22 protein-coding genes and 1 pseudogene are annotated in these 25588 nt (G+C 68.9%); 13 read left to right on the forward strand and 10 right to left on the reverse strand.

Annotation, left to right across the window (positions count from 1 at the left end):
- Positions 1–71: 71 nt before the first annotated feature.
- Entirely contained in the window at positions 72–1010 is a 939-nt protein-coding gene (locus tag H590_RS0106905; protein WP_028702985.1) for a sigma-70 family RNA polymerase sigma factor, read from the reverse strand.
- Positions 1011–1316: 306 nt separating this feature from the next.
- Here H590_RS0106905 and H590_RS15415 point away from each other — a divergent pair, with 306 nt between their 5' ends.
- From H590_RS15415 to H590_RS0106920, 3 genes are all read left to right on the forward strand, one after another.
- Entirely contained in the window at positions 1317–2897 is a 1581-nt protein-coding gene (locus H590_RS15415) for an RNA polymerase sigma factor (RefSeq protein WP_036981453.1), read from the forward strand.
- 94 nt (positions 2898–2991) lie between these two features.
- On the forward strand, positions 2992–4071 hold the full coding sequence (locus H590_RS15420) for a family 20 glycosylhydrolase (protein ID WP_126412603.1): 1080 nt from the start codon (positions 2992–2994) through the stop codon (positions 4069–4071).
- Between the two features lie 56 nt (positions 4072–4127).
- Positions 4128–4682 (forward strand): GNAT family N-acetyltransferase, encoded by a 555-nt coding sequence (locus H590_RS0106920; RefSeq protein ID WP_028702986.1) that lies wholly within the window; start codon positions 4128–4130, stop codon positions 4680–4682.
- A gap of 59 nt (positions 4683–4741) precedes the next feature.
- Here the strand turns inward: H590_RS0106920 and H590_RS0106925 are convergent, their stop codons facing one another.
- A complete protein-coding gene (locus tag H590_RS0106925) occupies positions 4742–4939 on the reverse strand; it encodes a DUF7455 domain-containing protein (protein ID WP_027586685.1) in 198 nt (65 codons plus the stop codon).
- Between the two features lie 291 nt (positions 4940–5230).
- Here H590_RS0106925 and H590_RS0106930 point away from each other — a divergent pair, with 291 nt between their 5' ends.
- Entirely contained in the window at positions 5231–7336 is a 2106-nt protein-coding gene (locus tag H590_RS0106930; protein ID WP_051238283.1) for a DNA gyrase/topoisomerase IV subunit B, read from the forward strand.
- A gap of 69 nt (positions 7337–7405) precedes the next feature.
- Complete coding sequence (locus H590_RS15425; RefSeq protein ID WP_084149336.1) at positions 7406–8794, forward strand: MFS transporter; 1389 nt, start codon at positions 7406–7408, stop codon at positions 8792–8794.
- A 106-nt stretch (positions 8795–8900) separates the two neighbouring features.
- Here the strand turns inward: H590_RS15425 and H590_RS0106940 are convergent, their stop codons facing one another.
- The 4 genes from H590_RS0106940 to H590_RS15435 all read right to left on the reverse strand — a co-directional run bounded on the left by H590_RS0106940 (position 8901) and on the right by H590_RS15435 (position 14716).
- On the reverse strand, positions 8901–10292 hold the full coding sequence (locus H590_RS0106940; RefSeq protein ID WP_028702988.1) for a hypothetical protein: 1392 nt from the start codon (positions 10290–10292) through the stop codon (positions 8901–8903).
- A 19-nt stretch (positions 10293–10311) separates the two neighbouring features.
- Positions 10312–10797 carry a beta-class carbonic anhydrase gene (locus H590_RS0106945; RefSeq protein WP_028702989.1) on the reverse strand — a complete coding sequence of 162 codons (486 nt, stop codon included), beginning with the start codon at positions 10795–10797 and terminating at the stop codon, positions 10312–10314.
- Positions 10798–10881: 84 nt separating this feature from the next.
- Positions 10882–13497 carry a DNA gyrase/topoisomerase IV subunit A gene (locus H590_RS15430; protein WP_084149337.1) on the reverse strand — a complete coding sequence of 872 codons (2616 nt, stop codon included), beginning with the start codon at positions 13495–13497 and terminating at the stop codon, positions 10882–10884.
- A gap of 133 nt (positions 13498–13630) precedes the next feature.
- Positions 13631–14716 (reverse strand): App1 family protein phosphatidate phosphatase, encoded by a 1086-nt coding sequence (locus tag H590_RS15435; protein ID WP_084149338.1) that lies wholly within the window; start codon positions 14714–14716, stop codon positions 13631–13633.
- A 194-nt stretch (positions 14717–14910) separates the two neighbouring features.
- Between H590_RS15435 and H590_RS0106960 the strand changes: the two genes are divergently transcribed.
- On the forward strand, positions 14911–16083 hold the full coding sequence (locus tag H590_RS0106960) for an alkaline phosphatase family protein (protein ID WP_028702990.1): 1173 nt from the start codon (positions 14911–14913) through the stop codon (positions 16081–16083).
- Positions 16084–16701: 618 nt separating this feature from the next.
- Here the strand turns inward: H590_RS0106960 and sepH are convergent.
- Positions 16702–17373, reverse strand: a pseudogene (gene sepH, locus H590_RS19355) (septation protein SepH); the annotation flags it as partial.
- A gap of 295 nt (positions 17374–17668) precedes the next feature.
- Between sepH and H590_RS0106970 the strand changes: the two are divergent.
- Positions 17669–17965 carry a DUF4193 domain-containing protein gene (locus tag H590_RS0106970; protein WP_028702992.1) on the forward strand — a complete coding sequence of 99 codons (297 nt, stop codon included), beginning with the start codon at positions 17669–17671 and terminating at the stop codon, positions 17963–17965.
- A gap of 40 nt (positions 17966–18005) precedes the next feature.
- On the opposite strand, the gene H590_RS0106975 is transcribed toward H590_RS0106970, so the two are convergent.
- Entirely contained in the window at positions 18006–18266 is a 261-nt protein-coding gene (locus H590_RS0106975) for a DUF4235 domain-containing protein (protein WP_028702993.1), read from the reverse strand.
- A 132-nt stretch (positions 18267–18398) separates the two neighbouring features.
- On the opposite strand from H590_RS0106975, the gene H590_RS0106980 reads away from it, so the two are divergent.
- The 4 genes from H590_RS0106980 to H590_RS0106995 all read left to right on the forward strand — a co-directional run bounded on the left by H590_RS0106980 (position 18399) and on the right by H590_RS0106995 (position 20667).
- A complete protein-coding gene (locus tag H590_RS0106980; protein WP_036981456.1) occupies positions 18399–18929 on the forward strand; it encodes a DUF3093 domain-containing protein in 531 nt (176 codons plus the stop codon).
- The gene (gene dut / locus H590_RS0106985) at positions 18926–19369 is read left to right on the forward strand and encodes a dUTP diphosphatase (RefSeq protein WP_036981517.1); all 444 of its coding nucleotides are present in this window, start codon (positions 18926–18928) and stop codon (positions 19367–19369) included. Before H590_RS0106980 ends, dut begins: the two co-directional genes overlap by 4 nt.
- Before the next feature lie 75 nt (positions 19370–19444).
- On the forward strand, positions 19445–20275 hold the full coding sequence (locus tag H590_RS0106990) for a DUF3710 domain-containing protein (RefSeq protein WP_036981458.1): 831 nt from the start codon (positions 19445–19447) through the stop codon (positions 20273–20275).
- Positions 20275–20667, forward strand: a complete 393-nt coding sequence (locus H590_RS0106995) for an OB-fold nucleic acid binding domain-containing protein (RefSeq protein WP_051238270.1) — start codon at positions 20275–20277, stop codon at positions 20665–20667. The genes H590_RS0106990 and H590_RS0106995 overlap by 1 nt, the downstream gene beginning before the upstream one ends.
- Positions 20668–20716: 49 nt before the next feature.
- Here H590_RS0106995 and H590_RS0107000 read toward each other — a convergent pair whose 3' ends face one another.
- Both H590_RS0107000 and H590_RS0107005 read right to left on the reverse strand, forming a co-directional pair.
- On the reverse strand, positions 20717–21379 hold the full coding sequence (locus H590_RS0107000; protein WP_028702998.1) for a potassium channel family protein: 663 nt from the start codon (positions 21377–21379) through the stop codon (positions 20717–20719).
- 30 nt (positions 21380–21409) lie between these two features.
- Positions 21410–22057, reverse strand: coding sequence for a potassium channel family protein (locus H590_RS0107005; RefSeq protein ID WP_051238286.1), 648 nt, complete (start codon positions 22055–22057; stop codon positions 21410–21412).
- A gap of 119 nt (positions 22058–22176) precedes the next feature.
- Between H590_RS0107005 and H590_RS0107010 the strand changes: the two genes are divergently transcribed.
- Entirely contained in the window at positions 22177–24207 is a 2031-nt protein-coding gene (locus H590_RS0107010) for an APC family permease (RefSeq protein ID WP_028703000.1), read from the forward strand.
- A gap of 94 nt (positions 24208–24301) precedes the next feature.
- Entirely contained in the window at positions 24302–25477 is a 1176-nt protein-coding gene (locus H590_RS0107015) for a class I SAM-dependent RNA methyltransferase (RefSeq protein ID WP_028703001.1), read from the forward strand.
- Positions 25478–25588 lie beyond the last annotated feature (111 nt).

Genomic DNA, 25588 nt, shown 5'->3' on the forward strand with positions numbered 1-25588 from the left:
TGACGCGGCGCCCCGGCCTGGTGAGGCCGGGGCGCCGCTGGGGACGATCTGTCGAACGGGATGACCCGCCCTCAGGCGGCCATCACCGCCTCGTTGCGCTCGCGCATCGTCGTGAGCGCGGCCCGCTCGATCTGGCGGACCCGCTCGGCGGTGATCCCCCAGACCTTGCCGATGTCGGCGAGCTTGGCCTGACGTCCGTCGACCAGCCCGTACCGGCGGCGCACCACGTCGGCGGAGCGCTCGTCGAGATCCTCGAGGAGCCCCTCCAGACGGCTGCGGTCCTCGGCGTCCAGAACGATGTCGTCGGGTCCCGGCGCGGTCTCGCGGGCGATGAGATCGCCGAGGCTGGTGTCGCCGTCATCCTCGACAGGGGCGTCGAGACTGACGTGGTCGCGGCCGAACCGGATGAGCTCGACGATCCGCTCCTCGGTGAGGCCCAGCTCGCCGGCGATCTCGAAGATCTCGGGCTCCCGACCCAGCTGGCGCTCGAGGTTGCGGCGGGCCGCAGAGACCTGGTTGACCTGCTCGGCGACATGGACCGGCAGGCGGACGATGCGTCCCTGCTGGGCGATGCCGCGGCTGATCGCCTGACGGACCCACCAGGTCGCATAGGTGGAGAACTTGAAGCCCTTGGCGTAGTCGAACTTCTCGACGGCCCGGATCAGGCCGGTGTTGCCCTCCTGGACCAGATCCAGCAGGGGCATCTGGGAGCGGCCGTACTTGCGGGCCACCGAGACCACCAGACGAAGATTGGCGCGAACGAAGTGGGCCATCGCCCGGTCCCCGTCGGCGGCGATGTCCTCCAGTTCCTCCTGGCTGGCTTTGAGACGGTTCTTGGCATCGCCGGCGAGGATTGCACGGGCGAAGACGCCCACCTCGATACGACGTGCCAGTGCGACCTCCTCGGCCGCGTTGAGCAAAGGCGTCCGAGCGATCCCCTCCAAGTAGAGACCAACTGCGTCCTTGCCATCGATGCCATCGGTGGTACGAACTCGAGACTTGGTGTCCATGTGCCCCGCCTTTCAACGTGAGAGCACCTATGACAACGCCTTTCGGTGCCGTTGTCATTCCCCGAACCGGTATTGACGCCCGCGGTTGGGGTGCGTGCTACCAGGATCAGACCGTGGTCGTAGCCCTTCACCGGCCTGCTGGTCCCACTGGCAGAAGAAAACCCTGAGCCGCAGTTTGGTTCCGGTCCGGGCCGGTGTCACAATGGACCTCGGCTCTTGACGGCTCCCGGCTGTCCTGTGCCCTTCAAAGGTTTCTGCCTTGGTGAGAGGATCCCCGTGACGACTCGTTCCACGTCCCGCACGAATATGACCGTTGCCGACGAGGAGGCGAAGCCCAGCAGATCTGGCCAGCAGCACGCTGCCACGAGCAGTGCCGGTAAGAGTTCGGCCGGTAAGAGTTCGGCCGGTAAGAGTTCGGCCGGCAAGAGCTCGACGACCAAGACGTCAGCCGCCCACAGCGTCAAGGCGAGGACGGGCACCCGGAAGACGTCGGCCAAGTCCTCCGGGACGAGCCGCTCCGGCAGCACCACGACTTCGGCGAGGAAGACCGCTGCCAGCCCCGCCAGCTCCTCCGCGAGCACCGAGAAGGAGTCCACCAGCGGTACCGCCGCCAAGACCTCCTCGCGCACCACGAAGACCACGGCGAAGAAGAAGCCGGCCACCCGGAAGACCACCGCGAGGAAGACCACCGCGAAGAAGTCCACCGGGACCGGACGCTCCCGCTCCAAGGCGAAGGGGGCCACCATCGCCGAGGCCGCCTCCGGTCAGATCGACGTCCACGTCGAGCGCGACGGCGACGAGGTGGTGCTCACCGTCGGGGGAAAGAAGCGCACCCTCGACGACGTCGACGACAGCAAGTACGACCCGCACGAGGCCGCCAAGGACGAGGCCCGCATCAACAAGGAGACCGAGGGGTTCATCGTCTCCGACACCGATGACGCCGATGAGCCCGAGCAGCAGGTGATGGTCGCCGGAGCCACCGCCGACCCGGTCAAGGACTACCTCAAGCAGATCGGCAAGGTCGCGCTGCTCAACGCCGCCCAGGAGGTCGATCTCGCCAAGCGGATCGAGGCAGGCCTGTTCGCGGGAGAGCAGCTGGCGGACCCGGAGACCACCGTTCCCGCCAAGAACCGCGACGACTACGAGTGGATCGCCGACGACGGCAAGGCCGCCAAGAACCACCTGCTCGAGGCCAACCTGCGACTCGTGGTCTCGCTGGCCAAGCGCTACACCGGGCGCGGCATGCTCTTCCTCGATCTCATCCAGGAGGGCAACCTCGGCCTGATCCGCGCGGTCGAGAAGTTCGACTACACCAAGGGCTACAAGTTCTCGACCTACGCCACCTGGTGGATCAAGCAGGCCATCACCCGGGCGATGGCCGATCAGGCCCGCACCATCCGCATCCCGGTGCACATGGTCGAGGTCATCAACAAGCTGGCCCGCGTTCAGCGCCAGATGCTCCAGGACCTGGGCCGCGAACCCACTCCCGAGGAGCTCGCCAAGGAACTCGACATGACCCCCGAGAAGGTCGTCGAGGTCCAGAAGTACGGCCGCGAGCCGATCTCCCTGCACACCCCGCTGGGAGAGGACGGAGACTCCGAGTTCGGTGACCTCATCGAGGACTCCGAGGCCATCGTCCCCGCAGACGCGGTGAACTTCACACTCCTCCAGGAGCAGCTCCACGACGTGCTGGACACCCTCTCCGAGAGAGAGGCCGGCGTCGTCTCGATGCGCTTCGGACTGACCGACGGCCAGCCCAAGACCCTCGACGAGATCGGGAAGGTCTACGGGGTGACGCGCGAGCGGATCCGCCAGATCGAGTCCAAGACGATGTCCAAGCTGCGCCACCCCAGCCGTTCCCAGGTCCTGCGGGACTACCTGGACTGAGCCTGTGGAGCACCGTCCGGGCCGGCGGGACGAGGTCCGGACGGGGTGCGCCACCGGGGACAACGCCGGACCGGGATCGTGGGAGAACAACGAGATGAGTGAGACGAGCGGGCCGGCCTTCGGCTGGCGAGGACTGGGACTGGACGTCTCGCGCCACTTCTTCGGTGTCGACGACGTCGAACTGGTCATCGACCTGATGGCCGAGATGGACCTCAATGTGCTCCACCTGCACCTGTCGGACGACCAGGGCTGGCGGATCGAGATCCCGGGCTGGCCGGAACTGACCGAGCGGTCGTCGGGAAGCGCGGTCGGCGGGGATCCCGGTGGCTACTACACCCTGGCCGACTGGTCGCGGATCTGCGAGTACGCCGGCCGGCACGGGATCACCGTTGTTCCCGAGTCGGATCTGCCCGGACACACCACCGCCGCCCTGCACGCGCTGCCCGGCCTCAACCCGGACGGACGGACCCCCGATCTCCACACCGGGATCGAGGTGGGATTCTCCACCCTGTCCACCGACGCTCCGCTGACCGATCGCTACATCGATGAGGTCCTCACCCAGCTGGCCGGACTCGGCTCGGGCTGGGTCCACATCGGCGGCGACGAGTCCAAGGTGACCCCTCACGACCAGTACCGCGCACTGGTGCGACGAGCCGTCGACGCGGTCCATCGCGCCGGATCGCGGGTGGTCGCCTGGCAGGAGGCCGCCGACCTGCTGGATCCCGGCGACGTCATCCAGGTCTGGGACCGCGGTATCGGCTGGCAGGGAGTGCTGGACGCCGCGAGTCGCGGCGTCGGGGTGCTGCTGTCTCCGGGGGACCGCGCCTATCTGGACATGAAGTACGATCCGGACACCGCTCTGGGGCTCACCTGGGCCGGAACCATCGAGCTGCGCGACGCCCTGGAGTGGGATCCCCGTCAGTACATCCCCGGGCTGGACCCGGCCGCGGTGGTCGGCGTCGAGGCATTCCTGTGGAGCGAGACGCTGCGCACCCGCGACGACCTCAGCTACATGCTGCTGCCGCGCCTGGCGGCCTTCTCGCAGGTCGCCACCCGAGGATCGGGGATCGGGCAGTGGCAGGAGTTCCGGTCGGCGGTGGGCCGGCAGGCGCAGGGATGGGCCGAGCGCGGACTGCGCTGGCACCGTTCCGCCGGGGTCGACTGGCCCGACTGAGGCACGATCGGCCGCGATCCCTCCCCAGGCAACCCCCGCACCGGTAGGCTCTGCCCATGGCAACGTCGCTCAGCAATGGTGCACACGAGGATGCCCACCACCAGGGTCCCGGACGGTTCGCGGTCCGTCGGGCGGCCCGCAAGGATCTCGTCGAGGCCGCCGCGGTCCAGGCGCTCTGCCTGCGTGAGATCGGCGAGTCGGTCATTCCCCCGGAGGCCCTGGAGGAGCTCACCGGGCCCGAGACGATCCATGCGACGGTGGAGTCCTGGCAGCAGTTGATGGACGCCGGAGCCTCCTTCTGGGTCATCGACGACCTGCTCGACATGCGCATCGTGGGCGTCGCCCTCACCCAGACCAGCACCGATCCCGACGCACCGACCCCCTTGGAGCTGTCCACCCTCCACGTGATGCCGGAGGCGCGGACCTGCGGGGCCTCGGACGCTCTCATCGCCGCCGCGATCGGCGACCGGCCGGCGCACTTCTGGGTGTTCAAGGACAATCTGCGGGCTCAGCACTTCCTGCGACGACACGGCTTCGAGGTGGAACCCGGATCCACCGACAACTCACTGGGCGGGGTGCTGCTGGAACGGATGGTGCGCGGCGAGGCATGACACACGACAGGAGCCCCCGGACACACCGTGGTGTCCGGGGGCTCCTGTTCGTCGGGTCGTCAGCTCAGACGGCCGGTCTCGTCGTGGATGGACAGCGCCACCTGCTTCAGCTTGTCCTGGTGGGCCTTGGCGTGATGGGCGCAGAACAGCAGCTCGCCGCCGTTGTGGAGGGTCACCCGGAAGTACGCCTGCGCGCCGCAGCGGTCGCAGCGATCTGCCGCGGTCAGCGCGCGGTCCTCGATCATCGTGGTTCCCATGACAACCTCCTCTGATTGGATGCGGCTCCCGATCGGGAGCCCTGGGCGCGGGGCCACCGGAGCGACCCCGCGAGTCATCTGTGGCAACGCACCGCCGGTCCGTTGTGTTCCCTATCGTAACGACCGGCACCACAACGATGTGTCGACGACCGGTTTGCGACCGCTGACAGGGGTGCGAGCGGGGTCGGCGTCGTGGAACTGTCGGAGCCGACCGGTAATGTCCCTGTCGTGACCACAGCTCAGCAATCCAGCACCGCGAAGCAGTCCGGCAGTGCGACGCAACCCGACTCCCTGCGGCGCTCGGCCGTCGAGGAGGCGGGCCGCGAGTACGGGGCGAGGAGCATCCTCGTGCTGGAGGGGCTGGAGGCGGTGCGCAAGCGTCCTGCGATGTACATCGGGTCCACCGACACCCGAGGACTGATGCACTGCCTGTGGGAGATCTTCGACAACGGCGTCGACGAGGCACTGGCCGGGTTCGGCCGACTCATCACGGTGGCCCTGGAGGCAGACGGGTCCATCCACGTCACCGACCGGGGGCGAGGCATTCCGGTCGACACCGAACCCCGCACCGGCCTGTCCGGCGTCGAGGTGGTCTACACCAAGCTCCATGCCGGCGGAAAATTCGGTGGTGGGGCGTACAAGGTCTCCGGAGGTCTGCACGGAGTGGGCGCCTCGGTGGTCAACGCGCTGTCCACCCGGCTCGACGTCGAGGTGGACCGCAAGGGGACCACCTGGGGGATGAGCTTCCGACGCGGGGTGCCCGGGCGTTTCGAGGGGGACGGCCCGGATGCCGCATTCACCCCCGGATCGGGAGTCGACAAGCTGCGCAGGGCCAAGCGGGGGGTCACCGGCACCAGGGTGCGGTACTGGCCCGACCGCCAGATCTTCCTTCCCGAGGCCGAACTGTCCTGGCGCAAGCTCGTCGACCGGGCCCGGCAGACCGCATTCCTGGTCCCCGGACTGGAGATCCAGATCGCCGACCGCCGCGGCGTCCAGATCTCCCCGGAGACCGGCGAGCCGATCGACGAGGTCACCGAGTCGCTGCGATTCGACGGCGGCATCTCCGAGTTCGCCGACTTCCTGGCGAGCGGCCGTCCGGTCACCGAGGTGCTCCGCCTGCAGGGCCACGACAGTTTCACCGAGACGGTTCCCGAACTCGATGCCAACGGCGCAATGGTCCCCACCGATGTGGAGCGGCGGTTGGACGTGGACATCGCGGTGCGCTGGGGCGACGGCTACGACACCGTCGAGAAGTCCTTCGTCAACATCATCGCCACCCCCAAGGGGGGCACCCATGTCCAGGGGTTCGAGCACGGCCTGGTGAAGGCCTTCACCGGCGCCCTTGAGGGCACCCGGCTGCTGCGCACCTCGGAGGAGATCGTCAAGGACGACGTCCTGGAGGGGCTCACCGCGGTGGTCACCGTCAAGCTCGCCGAACCCCAGTTCGAGGGCCAGACCAAGGAGGTGCTGGGAACCCCACCGGTGAGACGACTGGTCTCCAGGATCGTGGAGTCCGAGATGACCGACTTCCTCACCTCCACCAAGGCCGCGGTCAAACCGGTGGCCAGGGCCCTCATGGAGAAGGTCGTCAATGCCTCCCGGACCAGAGTCGCGGCACGGGCCCACAAGGAGAATCAGCGCCGCAAGAACGCCCTGGAGTCCTCCCACCTGCCCCCCAAGCTCAAGGACTGCCGCTCCTCGGACCCGGACCGCACGGAACTGTTCATCGTCGAGGGGGACTCGGCACTGGGCACCGCCAATGTGGCCCGCAACTCGGAGCACCAGGCCCTGCTGCCGATCCGCGGCAAGATCCTCAACGTCCAGAAGGCCGATCTGGGGGCGATGCTGCGCAACGCCGAGTGCGCCTCCATCATCCAAGTGGTCGGGGCCGGCTCCGGAAAGACCTTCGACATCGACCAGGCCCGCTACGGCAAGGTGATCTTCATGGCCGATGCCGACTCCGACGGGGCCCACATCCGCACCCTGCTCGCCACCCTGTTCTTCAAGTACATGAGGCCGATGATCGAGTCCGGACGGGTGTACTCCGCCGTGCCACCGCTGCACCGGTTCGAACTCATCAACCCCAAGCGGGGGATGGACAAGTACCTGTACACCTACTCGGACGCCGAGTACCAGCGCACCCTGGCCAGCCTCACCAAGAAGGGGATCCGGTTCAAGGAGCCGCAGCGGTACAAGGGGCTGGGCGAGATGGATGCCTCCCAGCTCAAGGAGACCACGATGGATCCCCACCACCGCACCCTGCGGCGGATCACCATCGACGACGCGGAGGAGGCCGAGCACACCTTCAAGGTGTTGATGGGCAGCGACGTGGCCCCCCGCAAGGAGTTCATCGTCCAGGGGGCCTACCGGCTCGATCAGGAGCGGATCGACGCCTGACCACAGGCGGTGCACCCTGGCCCTACCAGTGATGGAGGCGGGCCGCCAACTCCGGTAGCGTTCGGGGCCATGAGCTCTCAGCGCGGGGACGCCGGATCACAGGTCGGCGATCGGCCGGTGTCGTCGCACCACGACGAGGTGCGTGCCAGACGCCGCAGGATGCTCGGCTGGGCGATGTGGGATCCCGGCACCCAGCCCTACGCCTCGGTGATCACCACCTTCGTCTTCAGCGTCTACATCGTCAGCGACTCCTTCGGTCCCAGGGACCTCACCAGCACCGCACTGTCGTGGACGATGGCGCTGGCAGGACTGATGATCGCCCTGCTCGCCCCGGTGGTCGGCCAGTGGGCCGGCCGGGCCGGACGACGGATCGGCGTCCTGAGATGGCTCACCTGGGCGCTGGCGGTCTTCGCCGGGTGCCTCTTCCTCGTCGAGGCGAGGGCTTCCTACCTCACCCTGGGCCTGATTCTGCTCGGAGTGGGCACGATCATCAGCGATGTCGCCAGCTCCATCTACAACGGGCTGCTCGACGAGGTCGCCGAACCCTCCAAGGTGGGACGCATCTCCGGGCTGGGCTGGGGAATGGGATATGTGGGGGGAATCATCGCCCTGCTGGTGATCTACATCGGTTGGATCAAGCCGACCATCGGCTGGTTCGGGGTGACCTCGACCAATGGCATGAACATCCGGGTGTCGATGCTGTTCTGCGCTGTGTGGATCCTGTTGCTCACCCTGCCCACCTTCCTCATCCTGCGCGACCCCCCACGGGTCGAGCCGGTCGCCGGCTCCCCGCGCAGCCTTCGGGACGCCTACGTCGAACTCGGCCACTCGGTCTCCCGACTGTGGCGCAGCCACCGGTCGATCGTCCTCTTCCTGATCGCCTCGGCACTGTTCCGGGACGGGCTCAACGGCGTCTTCCAGTTCGGCGGGGTGATCGCCAAGCAGACCTTCGGTTTCACCTCGGCCGGGGTGCTGGTGTTCGGGATCGCCGCGAACCTGGTCGCCGGGGTGGCCACCATCGCCTTCGGGCTGCTCGACGACAAGATCGGACCCCGCCGGGTCATCGTCTGGTCCCTGGTCGCGCTCATCGTCGCTGCTGTGGCGGTGTTCATCCTCCACGACGGCGGCCAGATCGTCTTCTGGGTGCTGGGGATGGCGATGTGCGCCTTCGTCGGACCTGCCCAGTCGGCCTCCCGCAGCTACCTGGCCCGGGTCTGCCCGCCGGGCATGGAGGGTGAGGTCTTCGGCCTCTACGCCACCACCGGCAAGGCGGTGTCGTTCCTCGCCCCGCTGCTGTTCGGCGCCTTCATCGCCATCGGGCACGCCGCGCGCGGCGGCGACTCGAACCAGTACTGGGGGATCCTCGGCATCGCGGTGGTGCTGGTGGCCGGTCTGGTGGCGATGATCCCGGTCGCCGACGCCGTCAGACCAGACGTCGAGCACTCCGGGAAGGAGTGAGTCCCGGGACTTCCCTGCGGGGCTCCTTGGCACCGGGAGGTGACGCACGATGCCCCCGGAACCGATCGGTTCCGGGGGCATCGTGTGCTGGGTCAGAGCGGCAGGATCAGGAGGCCGGCCAGCTGGCGACCGGCTTGTCAGCGCTGAAGTCCACGGTGGGTCGGGTGCTGGAGGTCCCGGCCGAACCGCTGGCCTGACCGGTGGACCCGCTGGAGCTGCGGGTCTTCGCGGTCACCTTGACGTACAGGTACAGCGAGCCGCTGGCCTGCATCGTTCCGGGGGCGAGCCTCGGCACCAGGGTGTCGATGTTGGAGGCCTGGGTGGTGGAGTACTGCACCGAGTTCTCCACGATGGAGCTTCCGGAGGTGGTGGTGCTCGGGGAGTAGAACGGGCACCCGGTCGGCCGGATCTTCTTCGAGGCCAGGCAGGCATTGAGACTCTCCTTGACCAGGGAGCGGTAGGTGCTCAGTCCCTTGGCCGTGAGCGCCGGAGCCATGTCATAGGTGGAGACGTAGCTGGACGGCTCCTTGACGTAGAGGGTCGAGTCGTCGTCGCCGTACTGGATGTAGTCATTGCCCGACTGGAAGGTGTAGCCGCCGGGGAACAGGGCGATCCTGGAGGCCGAGACCGGCATGTCGTTGATGGTGATCTCGTCGCCACCGATCCGGCTCAGATCCACATTCGCGGCGGCCTGCGACATCTGCCAGTGGCCGCCCTTGTCCGTGCGGGACAGCCGCAGGGTGCTGGTCATCGACTCGCTGCCGATGTCATAGGACACATTGACCGAGGAGCTGAAGTCGGAGTCAGAGGTCGCATCGACGGTGAGGTTCTTGATCGGGTTCTGCTTCTGGGCGGCCTTCATCACCTCGGCGGTGAGGTACTTCGAGGAGCCCGAGGGGCTGCTGCGGCCGTAGCTGAGGGCCCGCTTGGGATCGCCCTTCATGACGGCGTCGAAGTAGTCCTGGACGGCGGCCTTCGGGTCGTCGATGGTCTTGATCGGTTGGGAGCCGGAGTCCGTGCTCGCCGAGGAGGTTGACCCGCCCTGAGCCTGCTCGCCACCGTCCTTGTTCCGGTTCACCAGGAAGAAGGCCAGTCCGACCGCGGCCACCAGGACGACGGCCACGATGGCGATCCCAATCCCGATCCCCTTGCGGGAGCCATGGGGGCCGGTGGGGCCACCACCGCCCTGTCCGGGCTGCTGGGCCCAGGGCTGCTGGCCGCTCCAGTTCCCGGAGTTGGGAGAGTTGGGGTCCGAGCCGGAGGCCGGCCAGGTCTGGGTCGAACCGTCATAGGGAGCCTGCTGGCCCCAGTTCTGCTGGGGCGGCTGGTTGGCCGACCCCCAGTTCTGCGGGGACTGCGGACCCTGGGGCGGCTGGTTGGCCGATCCCCAGTTCTGCGGCGGGTGCTGCGGATCCCGCTGCTGGCCGCCCTGGCCCCAGTTCTGCTGGCCGGAGTTCGGGTCCCACGGGGAGCTTGGCCCCTGATTGTTGCTCGTCATCTCTCCTCCTGTGCTGGGGTCAGTTGACCTGGGTGATGGCGCCTGTGTCGACGTCGTACATGAACCCTGCGGTCTCGGCGGAGATCAGTGGGTTCGACCGCAGCTGATCGACGTCGAAATGGAGGGCGGTGAGCTGGTCGGTGGTGGCGCCGATCCGCATGCCGTGGACGTTCGTCCCGTCGGCAGCCTCGATCGCCCCGGCAATCTGAGTGTCATCCCCTGACGCCATCGCACATCTGGTATGGGCGATCACCATGATCCGGGTCACCCCGAGAAGATGGACCCCGACCACCAGGGCGGTGAGCACGTCGGGAGTCACTCGACCACCGGCCGTACGCAGCACTTTCGCATCTCCGACCTTGAGGTCGAGCATTGCCAGAGGATCCAGCCTCGAGTCCATACAGGTGACCACGGCCACCCCTCGCGCGGCTCTTCCCGGGACGCCCTTCTCCGTGAAACCGGCGCTGTAACGCGCATTGCCCTCGAGGAGATCGGTGAATGCCATGGGCCAGACACTACCGAAGTCAGGGCCACTGTCACGCCGTGACATGGTGCGGCTGGACCGTTGACAGGGCCGCCGGGACCGCGATCAGTCGAACAACTCGGGCTGCCCGGAATCGGTCCCCGAGCCGTCCTCGCGATTCCGACGGTCCGGTCCGGGCCTGGACTCGGGATCGGTGCCTGCGGTCCCCTCAGACTGCGACGGCCCCCCGGAGACGGGGGCCGCGGAGGCCGGAGGAGCGGTGCTGGGGGAAACGGGGCACTCGACGTCTGAGGCCGGGCCATGACGTCTACTGGCCACCGCAACCACCGGCGCAGCGGTGCGGTCACCCGACCCGTCACGGCGTCCCCGCTCGGTGGGCAACTCGACCGGACTGCCGTCGGAGGTGCAGGCGACCGCCGGCTCGGACCCGACCCAGGCCAGCGCTAGGACGGTCTCGGAGGACAGGAAGCGGTGGCAGCGCACCCCGGCCGTGCCCCGGCCCTTGGCGGGGTACTCAGACAGGTCCGTGACCTTCACCGAGGTGGCGGGCCCGTCGAGCTGGTCGGCGGCGGCCGCCGCCACCGTCACCACCACGGCGTGGCGGGGAGCCACCGCCCCGAAGAAGATCACCGGACAGGAGGCCCGGATGCCGGCGATCCCCGATCCCTTCCGACCCTGGGGGCGCACCAGGCCGGCGCGGTAGTGCAGCAGGTGGGCATCGGAGGTGACGAAGCACAGCTGCGCCTCCGGGTCCTCGCACTCGGCGACGCCGACCACCTCGTCACCGTCCTTGAGGGTGATGACCTCCCACGAGTCGCCAGTGGGCAGCTCGGGGTTGACCCGCTTGACCAGACCGTTGCGGGTTCCCAGGGCCAGGGAGGGCCCGTCCCCCGTCAGGCTGGTGACGCCGATCACGCGTTCCTTGGCCGCCAGATCCACCAGCTCGTCCACCGGGCTGCCCCCGGCCAGGGACGGTGCCGTGGCGGTGGCCGGCAGGCTCACTAGGTCGATGGTGCGGGCGCGGATCAACCGTCCCGCGGAAGTGAGGATCCCGAACTCGCCCCGGGTACTGCTGAGGGCGGTCGAGGCGATGGTGTCGTGGCGGGCGCGCGGACCCTGCCAGGCCAGCGGTTCATCGGTGTCGACGCGGGCCAGTCGTCCGGTGGACGACAGCAGCACCCAGCTGGGGGAGTCGGGCACCTCGAGGGGCTCCTCGGCACCGGCCGCCGATCCCGCCGAGCCGAGCAGGACGGTGCGCCGCGGGGTGCCGAAGGTCTTGGAGACCGCCGCCAGCTCGCGGGAGACCACCTTGCGGAGCTGGCGGTCGTCGGTGGCGATGACGGTGAGCTTGTCGATCTCGGCCAGCAGGTCGTCGCGCTCGGACTCCAGCTCGATGGTGGAGTAGCGGGTGAGACGCCGCAGCTGCATGTCGAGGATGTAGTTGGCCTGGATCTCGTCGAGATCGAAGGCCTCGATCAGCCGGGTGCGGGCCTCGGAGGCATCCTGGGAGGACCGGATGATGGCGATGACGTCGTCGATGTCGACGATCGCAGTGAGCAGCCCCTCGACCAGGTGGAGCCGGTCCTTGGCCTTGTGCAGCCGGAATGTCGTGCGCCGGAGGGTGACCTCCAGGCGGTGCTCGAGGTAGATGTGCAGCAGGTCCAGCAGCCCGAGGGTCCGCGGCTGCCCCTGGACCAGGGCCACCGCGTTGACCGCGAAGGTGTCCTCGAGCTTGGTGAGCCGGTAGAGCCGTGACAGCATCGCCTCGGCGTTGATCCCGTTCTTGACCTCGATGACCAGACGGGTGCCGTTGGCCAGGTCGGTGAGGTCCTTGACGTCGGCGATGCCGGAGATTCGCTTGGACTGCACCAGGGTCTTTATCTGGTCGATGATCTTCTCCGGACCGACCATGTAGGGCAGCTCGGTGACGACGATCCCCATCCGTCGCGGGGAGACCCGTTCGATTGAGGTGGTGGCGCGGATCCGGAAGGTGCCCCGGCCGGTGGCGTAGGCGTCGCGGATCCCGTCGAGGCCCACGATCCGTCCGCCGGTGGGCATGTCGGGCCCCGGGATGAACCGCATCATGGTGTCCAGATCGGCATCCGGGTGGACCAGCAGGTGGCGCAGTGCCGCCACCACCTCGACGAGGTTGTGGGTCGGGATGTTGGTGGCCATCCCCACCGCGATCCCCGAGGCGCCGTTGACGAGCAGGTTCGGGAAGGCCGACGGCAGCACACCCGGCTCGGTCTCCTTGCCGTCGTAGTTCGGCACGAAGTCGACGGTGTCCTCGTCGAGTCCCTCGATCATCGCCTGGGCCGAGGGGGCCATCCGGCACTCGGTGTACCTCATCGCCGCCGGCCCGGCGTCCAGGGCGCCGAAGTTTCCGTGCCCGTCGACCAGCGGCAGTCGCATCGCCCACGGCTGGGCCATTCTCACCAGGGCGTCGTAGATGGCCGAGTCGCCGTGCGGGTGCAGCTGGCCCATCACCTGGCCGACCACTCTGGCGGACTTGACGTGCGGCCGGTCGGGGCGCACCCCCATGTCGCCCATGCTGTAGAGGATCCGACGCTGCACCGGTTTGAGCCCGTCCCGGGCGTCGGGCAGGGCGCGCGAGTAGATCACCGAGTAGGCGTACTCGAGGTAGCTGTTCTCCATCTCGCTGGAGACGTCCACGTCGATGATGTTCTCGGTGAAGTCGTCATCCACGGTCGACCTGGCCATCGATTCCCTGTACTCCTCACGTCCCTGACATCGTCACATCGCTCGTACGGTCCGGCGGGTGGCGGCACCAGTGTGCGCCCGTCCCCGCTCCAGGGCCAGCTGAGGGGCCCCACCACGCTACCGGATCGAGGCCTCAGTCGCTCTGCCGACCCTCCGCGGCGTCGTCCTCGCAGCGGCTGGTCCTGGCGAGAGCCTCACGCAGCCGGGGATACAACTGGTCTCCGTCGGCGGCCCTCACCAGCGGCGCCGACCCGTGGCCCCAGCCGGACCGTGACCAGCGCTCCAGGGCGGTTGCCGCCCCGTGCGCCAGCACCTGCTGGGCCGGCGACAGCTCGCGGATCGCGATGGCCCGGACATGTCCGGGCCGCCCCTCGTCGAGCTCGGTGTACAGGTCGACGTCGTGCTGGCCGTCGTCGCCGACCAGCACCCACCGGATGTGCGGGAAGTCCCGGGCGAGCTCGCGCAGTGCGGCCCTCTTGTGCTCGGGTCCGGAGCGGAACCAGCCGGTGTTGGTGGGCCCCCAGTCGGTGAGCAGCAGAGGACCGGTCGGGTACCCGTGGCGGGCCAGGAACCGGGTGAGGAAGGGATAGGTGTTCCAGGCCCCGGTCGAGACGTAGACCACCGGTGCGCTCGGGTGCTCGGCGAGCAGCCGCTGGTACATCCTCGCCATTCCCGGCACCGACTGTCGGGCCTGCTCGGTGCGGACGAAGGAGTTCCAGGCCGCGATGAGGGACCGAGGCAGGAAGGTGGCGATCACCGTGTCGTCGACGTCGGAGATGATCCCGAAGGTCTCCTCGGGGGCCACCACCAGGACCCGGGCCCGCGCCGAGCAGGAGTCGGGGCCGTCGAGCCTCAACTCGTGCCATCCCGGTGCCAGGCCAGGGTTGGCGACCCGCAGGTCGATGTAGCCGTTCCGATCGGCGTGCAGGGCCATCCTCTCCCCGGCCAGGATGAGGGACACCTCGGCGCCGGGAGCCGGAACCTGGAGGAAGTTGCGCCAGCCGCGCTGACCCAGGAAGTCCTCGGCGACCCGGCCCAGCACGGTGCGTCCCAACGGAGGGGCCGTCACCACCCGGGCGAGGATCCGGATCCCGGTCTGGGAGCCGTAACCGAAGTACGGGATCACCTTGGTGATCCAGCCGCGCCGACCCACGATCCGGTTCAGGCGACGAGTGAGGGCCTCTTCCACCCGGGCACCGATGAAAGGGCGGTTCGTCATGATGCCGACCCTAGTGCAGGACACCCCCCATTCCTCCGGCTCCTGAGCACACGCCCGAGAATCCACCGGCGTCCCGGTGGCATAGTGGTCCCGATCGTCCCGCATCCATGCGGGCCTGAGAAGGAGTCGAGCTCGTGCCCGTACCCGTGTCCACCTCCGGATCCGTGCCCGCCACCTGTTGGCCCGACGAGTTCCTGCTGCCGCGCCACGGCGCCACGACACTGGCCCAGCTGGTCCCGGCGATCGGCTCCCACCTGACCTCCGGCCGCGCAGATCCCGGATCTGCCGATCCTGACACCGCTGGCATGGAGCTGTTCGACCAGGATCCCTTCGGCCTGCCTGAGGCCCGCCGCTACGTCGTCCTGCTGGTCGACGGAATGGGGGAGCAGCTGCTGGACCGGCATCGCCGGCTGGCCCCCCAGCTCGACTCCCTGGAGCGCTGCCCGGTGCCGGTCACCTGTGCGGTCCCCTCGACCACCGCGACCTCGCTGAGCTGTCTGGGAACCGGCAGCCAGCCCGGGTGCCACGGGATCATGGGATACACCTTCCGCTCCCCGGTGGGTGGCCGGATGATGAACGCCCTGAGCTGGCAGGGCGGTGACGATCCCGCGGTCGTCCAGCCCCACCGCACCGCCTTCCAGCGACTGGCCGGTGCCGGCGTGGCGGTGACCTCGGTGGGTCCCCGCCGATTCGAGGGGTCCGGCCTGACCCGGGCCTCGCTGCGCGGGCCGCAGTTCCTGGGAGTCGACGACGAGGAGGACATCGATCTGCGGGTGGAGCTCGCCGGCCAGGGATCGGGAACCGGCGAGAGGTCCCTGTGCTACGTCTACGAACGGTCGCTGGATCATGTCGGCCACGGCCGGGGGTGCGAGTCATCGGCCTGGAGTCGTCGTCTCAGCTGGGTCGATGAACTGGTCCAGGCGCTGTGCGAGGGGCTGGAACCGGGCACCGTGCTGGTGGTCACCGCCGACCACGGGATGATCGACGTCCCCGCCGCGCACCGTCTGGTGGTGGAGGACGAGCCCCAGCTGACGGCCGAGGTCGACGACATCGGGGGAGAGCCGCGATTCCGCCAGATCTACACGCGAAACCCCCTGGAGGTGGCCCGGAGCTGGACCGAGATCCTGGCGGACCGGGGCGTGGTCCTCACCGCGGACCGGGCGATCGAGCAGGGCCTGTTCGGCGCCTGGGACCCGACCCTGCGCAACCGGGTCGGCGACGTCCTGGTCGCGATGAGGAGTGACTGGGCGGTGATGACCCGGCGAGCCCCCCAGGAGCTGGGACTGGTGGGCATGCACGGCTCACTCAGCCGCGCGGAGATGGCCATCCCGATGAGATGGCAGATGGTTGGCACGCCGACCTGGTGAGGACCTGCCCGGCTGCTGTCGACCGGACGGCCGGTTCACAGGTGAGGGGTGGCTGGGTCACAGATGAGGAGTGGGGCCACCGAACATGATCTCGTCCCAACTGGGCACCGATGCCCTCTTGCTGTGACCTCCGCGGCGGCCACGGCGTCCCCCGGGCTTCGTCGACCTGCCCCCGGACCCCTCCTCGAGCTGCGACTCCTGCTGTTCGGAGTCGGAGTGCTCGTCGCCGGAGGGCTCGGCACCGGCGCCCCGGCCGTTGCCCGGCCTGCCCGTGTCGGCGGGTTCCCTGCTCGACGGTTCTGTGCTCGACTGCTCCCTGCTCGAGGAGCCCGGGTCCGACGAGCCGGTACCGGACTGGTCGTCGGGGCGATCGTCACCCGCGTCGCCGGTGCCCTGTGTCGTCTGGACACCGGCCGCCTCCGCGCCGGTGTCGGCCACCGGGGGCGAGTCGAGACCCTCGTAGACGTTGACCGAGTCCTCCTGGAATCCGGCCAGCACCTCGTAGAGGGTGTCCATCTGGTGGTCGGTGCTCGGAACGAAGTCGTAGACGCCGTTGGTGGCGGTCATTCCTGGCAGTGTCGGCAGCTCGACCTGCGGTTCGGGGGCGGGATCGCGGTGCCGGTCGCCGCGGCCCGCGGCAGATGTCTCACCGGAGCTCGCCTGTTCGGTGCTGCCCGGCGCAGCGGCCGGCGACCCGGCGACCCGCTCGGTGGCGGCGCGGGTGGTGCGGCGGTTGCCGGGGCGCCGGCGGGGTCGGTCGCTGACGGCGCGGACGATCGCGAGCTCATCGTTGAGATCGATGGTGGGCTCCTGGTCGGGATCCTCGGGATCCTGGTCGGGATCGACCAGGGCGGTGCGGTCGTCCACCAGCCAGCGCGCACCGGCGTCCTGCGGGGTGGAGTAGCGGCCGCGCAGATCGAACTTGAAGGTGGCCTGCCCCTCTCCGGGGCCGGGCTCACCCTGCCAGGTGGCCAGCAGCGCCCAGGTGCGGTCGGGATGGCGCCAGCAGCGCCAGGAGAGCACACTCTGGTCCAGGTCGTGGGACCGGCACACCTGCTCGACGACCGAACCCAGCGAACGGTGCGATCCGGGATCCGCGTGCCGTCTCACCGGGGCGCCCATGGCGGTCTCGACGATGTGGGCGAGCTCGGCGATCACCGGGACGGCGAAGGGTTCCACCTGCTCAGTGGGCACGCCCGCCTCGGCGGCGACGTCGTCCACGCTGGCCCCGGAGCGGATCCTCGACTGGATCTCCCGGGGGCTCAGTGCGCTGTCCATCCTCAGTCCTTCCCTCCCGGGGGAGCCGTGTCCCGGGGGTTCCTGCTTGTCGACACGTGCTCTGCGGGCACTCTACCGGCGCGCCACCGGTCGGGCACCTTTTCCCGGGCTGCTCCGCACTGGTCGAGGGTTGATTCCCGGTCCCTGCAACGGCCCCCGGGACCGGGGAGAACCACGGTGGTCGGGGACCATGCTGCACAGTGTGATACACATGGGGCCGAACATCGACCGGTGGACACCTCGATACAGCCCATTGCGTGCTGTCGCACCGATCACAAGGCACCCAGTTCGCTACGGGAGGGCAACTATGGCGACAGATTATGACGCCCCGCGCAAGACCGATGACGATCCCAATGAGGACTCCATCGAGGAACTCAAGAATCGCCGCAACGACTCGAACTCCGGAAAGGTCGATGAGGACGAGACCGAGGCGGCCGAGGCCTTCGAGCTTCCCGGAGCCGACCTCTCCCACGAGGAGCTCACCGTGCGGGTGCTTCCCCGGCAGTCCGGGGAGTTCACCTGCGCCTCCTGCTTCCTGGTGAAGGGACGTTCCCAGCTGGCAGAGGTCCGCGACGGGCTGTCCTACTGCGTCGACTGCGTCTGACCCGGTCCGCCCCGGCGGGGTGGGCGCAGTGGTCGGAGAGTCAGTGGGAGACGCTGCGGTTCAGCTGCTGGCGTCGGATAGCCCGGCTCACGAGCAGCTGGCTGGCGGCGACGCCGATCCCGCTGGCCACCATCCAGCTGAGTGCCTTGCCGGTCGAGACCTCCAGATCCTCGGAAACCGGGGGCTCGTCATCACCGGTGACGGTGCGCCACAGCAGCGACACCGCCTTCTGGGCGGCCAGGGTGGTGACAGCGCCGGCGAGCCCGGCGTAGATCTTCCAGAACAGCGTGTCAGAACTCATGGGGCCATCCTATGGGGGTCCACGTGCCACCATGGTCATCGTCGGGCTGCTCACCAGTTCCCGAGTGTCCTTGCCTTCACCGTCGACCCGAACTCCGGACAGGGAGGTGCGGAGGCCTGAGCCTCCCCCGTGATGTCTTCTCACTACACAGAACGCCTGTCGATGTCCTGGCCGTGGTGGCTCATCGCCGGTCTCTTCGCGGTCTCCATCGCGATTGCGGTGGCGGCCTGGACCCCTCCCGTGGTCGGCCTGGTGGCCGCCGTCATCATCCTCGCCGTGACGCTGTGGGCCGGGCTGGCCGCCGGGGCGACCCGGATCCGCGCCGATGACCAGGCCGTCACGGTGGGCGGCAGTCGCATCGAGTGGCGGTGGATCGACCGGGTGCGGGCCTGCGACACCCAGACCATGGCCACGGTGACGCACAGCCGCCACCAGATCGACGCCTTCATCGTCACCCGCCCCTGGATCTCCACCGGAGTCGTGCTGCGACTGGCCGACCCGGCCGATCCCCATCCCGCCTGGATCCTGTCCACCCGACACCCCCAGGAGCTCGCGGCGGTCGTTCAGGACCATCTGCACCAGGCCGATCGGCCGGCGGTCGCACACCCCGGCCCGACCGGATCGACGCTGAAGGAGACACCGTGGCCGACCAGATCGACATGACCCCCGAGATCGAGATCGCGACCACCGTGGCGGCGGGAGCCACCGCCCCGCACTACGCGATGCCCGGGGACGCCGGCGCCGACCTGTCGACCACCGTCGAGGTCGATCTGGCCCCGGGCCGGCGGCTCATGGTGCCCACCGGGGTTCGGGTTGCCATCCCCGACGGGTACGTCGGGTTCATCAACCCGCGCTCCGGACTGGCGGCGCGCACCGGACTCAGCATCGTCAACACCCCCGGCACCATCGACTCCGGGTACCGCGGGGAGCTGCGGATCCTGCTCATCAACACCGATCCCAGCCATCCGATCCACCTGGACGCCGGGGACCGGATCGCCCAGCTCGTCATCATCCCGGTGGTCCGGGCCCGGTTCGTTCCGGTGGAGGAGCTTCCGCCGTCATCCCGGGGGGAGTCCGGGTACGGGTCCACCGGTGTGGCATGACTCTGCCGAGCCGTGGATAGACTGCGGTGACGCTCTGGGCGTCGTCGGGGTTAATCGTCACGGAAGGACCTGGTTGTGATCTTCGGTCGCAGGAAGAACAAGGACAAGGACGTCGACAAGGAGGCCGAGGTCGCGACCGAGCAGGTCGATGCCGCCGAGACCCCCGAGGACACCGCGTCCACCGAGGACACACCGGACTCCGTGGCCGCTGAGACTCAGGAGGACTCCGACGCCGAGGACGTAGCGAAGACCGAGGACGACGAGACCGCCGATGGGGACACCGAGGAGGACGGCACCGACCAGGACGGGGATGACGGCATCTACCGCATCAACCTGGAGCGCGAGGACGGTCCCTTCGACATCGACCAGGTCGACCTCGACGCCGACGACATCAAGCGGATCGACTTCGGATCGCTGATCGTCACCCCCTTCGAGGACATGCAGATGCAGATCCAGATCGACCAGGACAGCGGTGAGGTCCAGAGTCTGCTGGTCGTGCGCGGAAACAACGCCCTGGAGGTGGCCCTGTTCGCCGCCCCCTCCACCGGCGAGATGATCAGCCAGGTCCACCGGGAGATGATCCAGGGAACCGAGGCCCAGAACGGCCAGGCGGTCGTCAACCAGGGACCGCTGGGAGCCGAGCTGCACCGGGTGGTGCCGATGACCGGACCCGACGGGGATCAGGGATTCCACGTGTCGCGCAGCTGGCTGACCCAGGGCCCCCGTTGGCTGCTGCGCGGCGTCCTGATGGGCGACTGCGCGGTGGGCGAGGAGCTGGACGCCACCGGCCAGCTGCTCCTGGAGTTCTTCTGCAACCTGGTGGTCCGCCGTGACGAGCTGCCCCGGGTGCCCGGCGACGTCATTCCGCTCAAGGTGCCCGACGAGCTGCGCGCCGAGGAGTCCTGATGGCCCGGCCCGCCCGCAGACCCGGAGCACGCCCCGGGGTGCTGCGCCGGGTCCTGTACCGGGTCGCGGCCTCCAACGACGACCTGGCCGACGACGAGCTGCGCAAGGAGTCCCAGAACGCCGGGGCGAGCACCATCGCCAACGCCCAGCCCCGCACCCGGGTGCGGATCCAGGGCAGGATCGAGGTCCTCACCCTCAACCCGAACGGCACCAACCGCTGGCTGGAGGCCGAACTCAATGACGGCACCGGCTCGGTCCACCTGGTGTGGATGGGGAGACGCCGGATACCCGGGCTGCGCGCCGGCCGCAGACTCGCCGTCGACGGCCTGATCGCCATCCACGACGGACAGTGGACCATCTACAACCCCAGGTACCAGCTGCTGAGCGACTAGCGGCGCGTGCCCCCGGACCCTCGCCCGGCCTGGCACCTACTACCGGCAGCTACTCCTTGGGGGCCAGCAGCTGGACGAGGTCCGACTCGTAGTTCGGCGAGACGATGAACAGCAGCTCGTCACCGGCCTCCAGAGCGCCGTCGCGCTCGGGGACCCGGCCCTGACCGTCCCTGATGACCGCCACCAGCACCCCGTCGCCGGGCAGCTGGATGTCGCGGACCCGCTCGCCGACCCGAGGACTCGTGTCGGGGAGGGTGAGCTCGACGAGGTTGGCGCGGCCCTTCTGGAAGGTGAACAGCCGCACCAGGTCGCCGACCGTCACCGCCTCCTCGACCAGTGCCGCCATCAGCCGCGGCGTGGAGACCGCGACGTCGACCCCCCACACCTCGTCGAACATCCACTCATTGCTCGGGTGGTTGACCCGGGCCACCGTGCGCGGCACCCCGAACTCCGTCTTGGCGAGCAGGGAGTGCACCAGATTGGCCTTGTCGTCGCCGGTCGCCGAGATCGAGACGTCGCAGTGGTCCAGCCGGGCCTCATCCAGGGAGTCCAGCTCGCAGGCGTCGGCGCACAACCACTCGGCCTCCGGCACGGTGTCGGGGTTCATGGCGTGGGGATTGCGGTCGATGAGAAGGATCTCGTGCCCGTGGGCGATGAGCTCACGGGCGATGGACCGGCCGACATTGCCGGCCCCGACGATGGCGATGCGCAATTTGAGTTGCCTTTCAGAGGTGGGAGCGGCTCAGCGGCGGGCCGGGGGAGCGGCGAGCAGGCGCTCGACCTCGGGCACCCGCTCGACCTCGACGGCCGCGTAGACGACGTCGCCGTCCTGGAGCAGGGTGGAGGGGGAGGGCACGATGCCGGTCCCGAAGCGCTGCAGGAAGGGCAGCGGGGTGTGGATCTGGTCCTGGATCGCACTGATCTTCATCCCCACCCAGGCCGCGTGGGTGTTCACCCGGATCAACCGGGCCTGACCCGAGGGATCGCGCCAGGCCGGCTCGGAGCCCTCCGGCATCATGGAGCGCAACACCTGGTCGGCGGCCCACCGCACGGTGGCCACGGTCGGAATCCCGAGTCTCTCGTAGACCTCGGCGCGACCCTGGTCGTAGATCCGGGCCACCACGTTGTCGATGCCGAACTCCTCGTGGACCACCCGGGCGGCCAGCACATTGGAGTTGTCACCGCTGGACACCGCGGCGAAACCGTCCGCATTGCGGATATCGGCCTTCTCCAGAACGGTGCGGTCAAAACCCACCCCGCGCACCGTGATGCCGCGGAACTCCGGGCCGAGACGACGGAACGACTCCGCCTCCTGGTCGATGACCGCCACACTGTGGCCGCGCTTCTCCAGAGACCTGGCCAGGCTCGAACCGACCCGACCGCATCCCATGATGACGATGTGCACGTGACCCTCCCGTCACTCTCAGGGTGTCATTCTGCCCTGTCGGGGCCGCGGTGTCGCACCGCCCGTCTTCTGCACCGCGGCGCTCAGACGTAGAGTGACCGCTCGTGAATGTAACGCAGGCTGTGAAGAGACTGCTCATCGGGCGCAAGCTCGAGAGCAGCGAACTGGGCCAGACGCTGCTGCCCAAGCGCATCGCGCTGCCCGTGTTCGCCTCTGACGCGCTGTCGAGCGTTGCCTACGCTCCCGACGAGATCCTCATCACCCTGTCCCTGGCGGGGGCGGCCGGGTTCGCCTTCTCCTGGAAGATCGGCATCGCGGTCGCCTGCGTGATGCTCGTCGTGGTGATGTCCTACCGACAGACCGTGCACGCCTACCCGTCGGGAGGCGGGGACTACGAGGTCGCCACCGACAACCTCGGCCCCAATGCCGGCCTCGTGGTGGCCAGCGCCCTGCTGGTCGACTACCTGCTGACGGTGGCGGTGTCGGTCTCCTCGGGAGTCCAGAACGCCGAGGCGATGATCCCGGCCATCCACGGCCACGAAGGACTGGTAGCGGCCGGGGTGATCGTGGTTCTCACCGGCCTGAACCTGCGCGGCACCCGCGAGTCGGGAACCTTCTTCGCGATCCCGGTCTACGCCTTCATGATCAGCGTCGGCGCGATGGTGGCCTGGGGACTGGTCCGGATCTTCCTGATGGGTCAGGACCTGCGCGCCGCCACCGCCGGACTCCAGGTGGAGGGATCGGCCAAGTACACCTCGATGATGGGCCTGGCGATGGTGGCCCTGATGGCGCGCACCTTCTCCTCGGGATGTGCCGCCCTGACCGGAGTCGAGGCGATCTCCAACGGCGTCCCCTCCTTCCGGGAGCCCAAGTCCCGCAACGCCGCGGCGACCCTGGCCCTGCTGGGCGGGATCGCCGTGTCGATGCTGATGGGGATCATCGTGCTGGCCCGGGTGACCGGGGTCCAGATGTTCGACGGGACCGGCGGCGGGTCCCGGATCATCGGTCCCGACGGTCATCCGCTGGCCGCCCAGACCACCGTGGTCGGCCAGCTGGCCCGCACCGTCTTCTTCGACACCTTCCGGCCCGGCTTTTACATCATGATCATCTGCACGATGCTCATCCTGTTCCTGGCCGCGAACACCGCCTTCAACGGCTTCCCGGTGCTCGGCTCGATCCTGGCCAAGGACGGCTTCCTGCCCCGCCAGCTGCACACCCGCGGAGACCGGCTCGCCTACTCCAACGGCATCATCACCCTGGCCGTCGGCGCCGCCGTGCTGGTACTGGCCTTCAACGCCTCGGTGACCGCCCTCATCCAGCTCTACGTGGTCGGGGTGTTCATCTCCTTCACGGTGAGCCAGACCGGCATGCTGCGGCACTGGACGCGCCTGCTGCGCTCCGACCAGAGGGCTCCCAAGGAGCAGCGGCGCACCTGGCAGCGCTCCCGGGTGATCAACGGGGTCGGCCTGGTGATGACCGGGATCGTCCTCATCATCATCCTGGCCTCGAAGTTCACCCACGGCGCCTACCTGGCCCTCATCGCGATGGTGGGAGCCTTCGCCCTGATGAAGTCGATCCGACGCCACTACGACAAGGTCCATGCGGAGCTGGAGCTGTCGGACTCCTCGGACCGGGCGCTGCCCTCGAGGGTGCACGCGGTGGTGATGGTCGCCGACCTCAACAAGCCGACCATGCGGGCCCTGCAGTTCGCCAAGGCCACCGTGCCGACCTTCCTGGAGGCCGTCACGGTCGACGTCGACCCCGACGCCACCGAGAAGGTCCTGCAGACCTGGGAGTCCGAGGACGTCGACGTCCCCCTGAAGGTCATCGCCTCGCCCTTCCGCGAGGTGACCAACCCCTTCGTCGAGCACATTCGGCGGATCCGCAGCGAGAACCCCCGCGACATGGTCGAGGTGTTCATCCCGGAGTACGTGGTCGGCCACTGGTGGGAGCGGGCGCTGCACAACCAGACTGGTGTGATGATCCGGGCCCGACTGCACTTCATGCCCGGCGTGCTGATCTCCACGGTGCCCTACCAGCTCAGCTCCTCCCGCTACGCCGAGCGGCGCTGGCGCCGTGACGATCCGCGCTCCTGGCGCGACTCGCGGCGGTCGGTGAGCTCGACTCGAGGCTGACCGGCCCTCGGGGGTGCGGTACGGCTCCCGGAGCAGACCGGGCAGACTGGGACGGCGACGGATCGACACGGACCCGTCGAGATGTGGAGGACCGATGACACAGCAGCACGAGGGCGCCGTCCTGGAGCTGGACCTGGGCCCGATCGCCCACGGCGGGTTCTGCGTGGCCCGCTCCGAGGGCCGGGTGGTCTTCGTGCGCGGCGGGCTGCCAGGGGAGAAGGTCCGGGCGAGGGTGCTGGACGACTCGAAGGCCTCCCACTGGTTCGCCGCCACCCGTGAGGTGCTGGTCGCCGACGAGCACCGCGTCGACCCGGTCTGCCCGGTGGCCGGGGTGTGCGGCGGGTGCGACTTCCAGCACGTCCAGATCGACTTCCAGCGGGAGCTCAAGCGTCGGGTGGTCGCCGAGCAGCTGCAGCGGATCGCCGGCATCGACTGGGAGGGTGCGGTCGAACCCGCCGACGCCGACGAGGACGGGCTGGGCTGGCGCACCCGGATGCACTACCGGACCCGTGACGGCGTCCCGGCGCTGCGCGCCTTCCGGTCCCACGACCTGGTGGCGGTGCCGGCCGAGGGATGCCCGATCTCCCATCCGAGCGGCCGGGCGGCCGCCCGCGATGCCGCCGCCGGCGCCGAGGAGGTCCAGGTGGTCGTCTCGGGCACCGGCGCCGACCGGACGAGGGTCTCGGTGCTGGCCGACGGGGTCCTGGTCGAGGGACCGGCCACCGTCACCGAGAGCTGCGGGCCGCTGCAGTGGAAGGTCGATGCCGGCGGATTCTGGCAGGTCCATCCCCGGGCCGCCAAGGTGCTCACCGCGGCCGTCCTCGACGGACTGCAACCGCGCCAGGGGGAGAAGGCCCTGGACCTGTACTGCGGGGTGGGACTGTTCGCCGGGGTCCTGGCCCGGGCCGGTGCGCGTGTCGAGGGTGTCGAGATCTCCCGGCGCGCGGTGACCCTGGCCCGACGCAATGTCACCGGGCGGTTCATCGTCGGGCGCACCGAGCGCTCGATGAGGCAGCTGTCCTCGCGCGCCGACCTGGTCGTGCTGGACCCGCCGCGCAAGGGGGCCGGCCGCAAGGTGGTGGCCGAGATCCTCACCCGTCGTCCCCGGGCGGTGGCCCACGTCGCCTGCGACCCCGCCTCGCTGGCCCGGGACCTGTCACTGTTCGCCGAGGGGGGCTACCGGCCGGCCTCGATCAGGGCCTTCGACCTGTTCCCGATGACCCATCACGTCGAGTGCGTGGCGATCCTGGTTCCCGCCACCGAGGACTGAGCCGCGGGACCGGCCCGGCACGCCGTTCCAGGGTGGTATCTTGACGTCAAGAGAAATGCCATGAGCCGTGTCGTCTCAGCCGTTCTGGACCGGACAGGTCCGGACGGGGCC

The sequence above is a fragment of the Acidipropionibacterium jensenii DSM 20535 genome, assembly GCF_000425285.1.
GTDB classification, from domain to species: domain Bacteria; phylum Actinomycetota; class Actinomycetes; order Propionibacteriales; family Propionibacteriaceae; genus Acidipropionibacterium; species Acidipropionibacterium jensenii.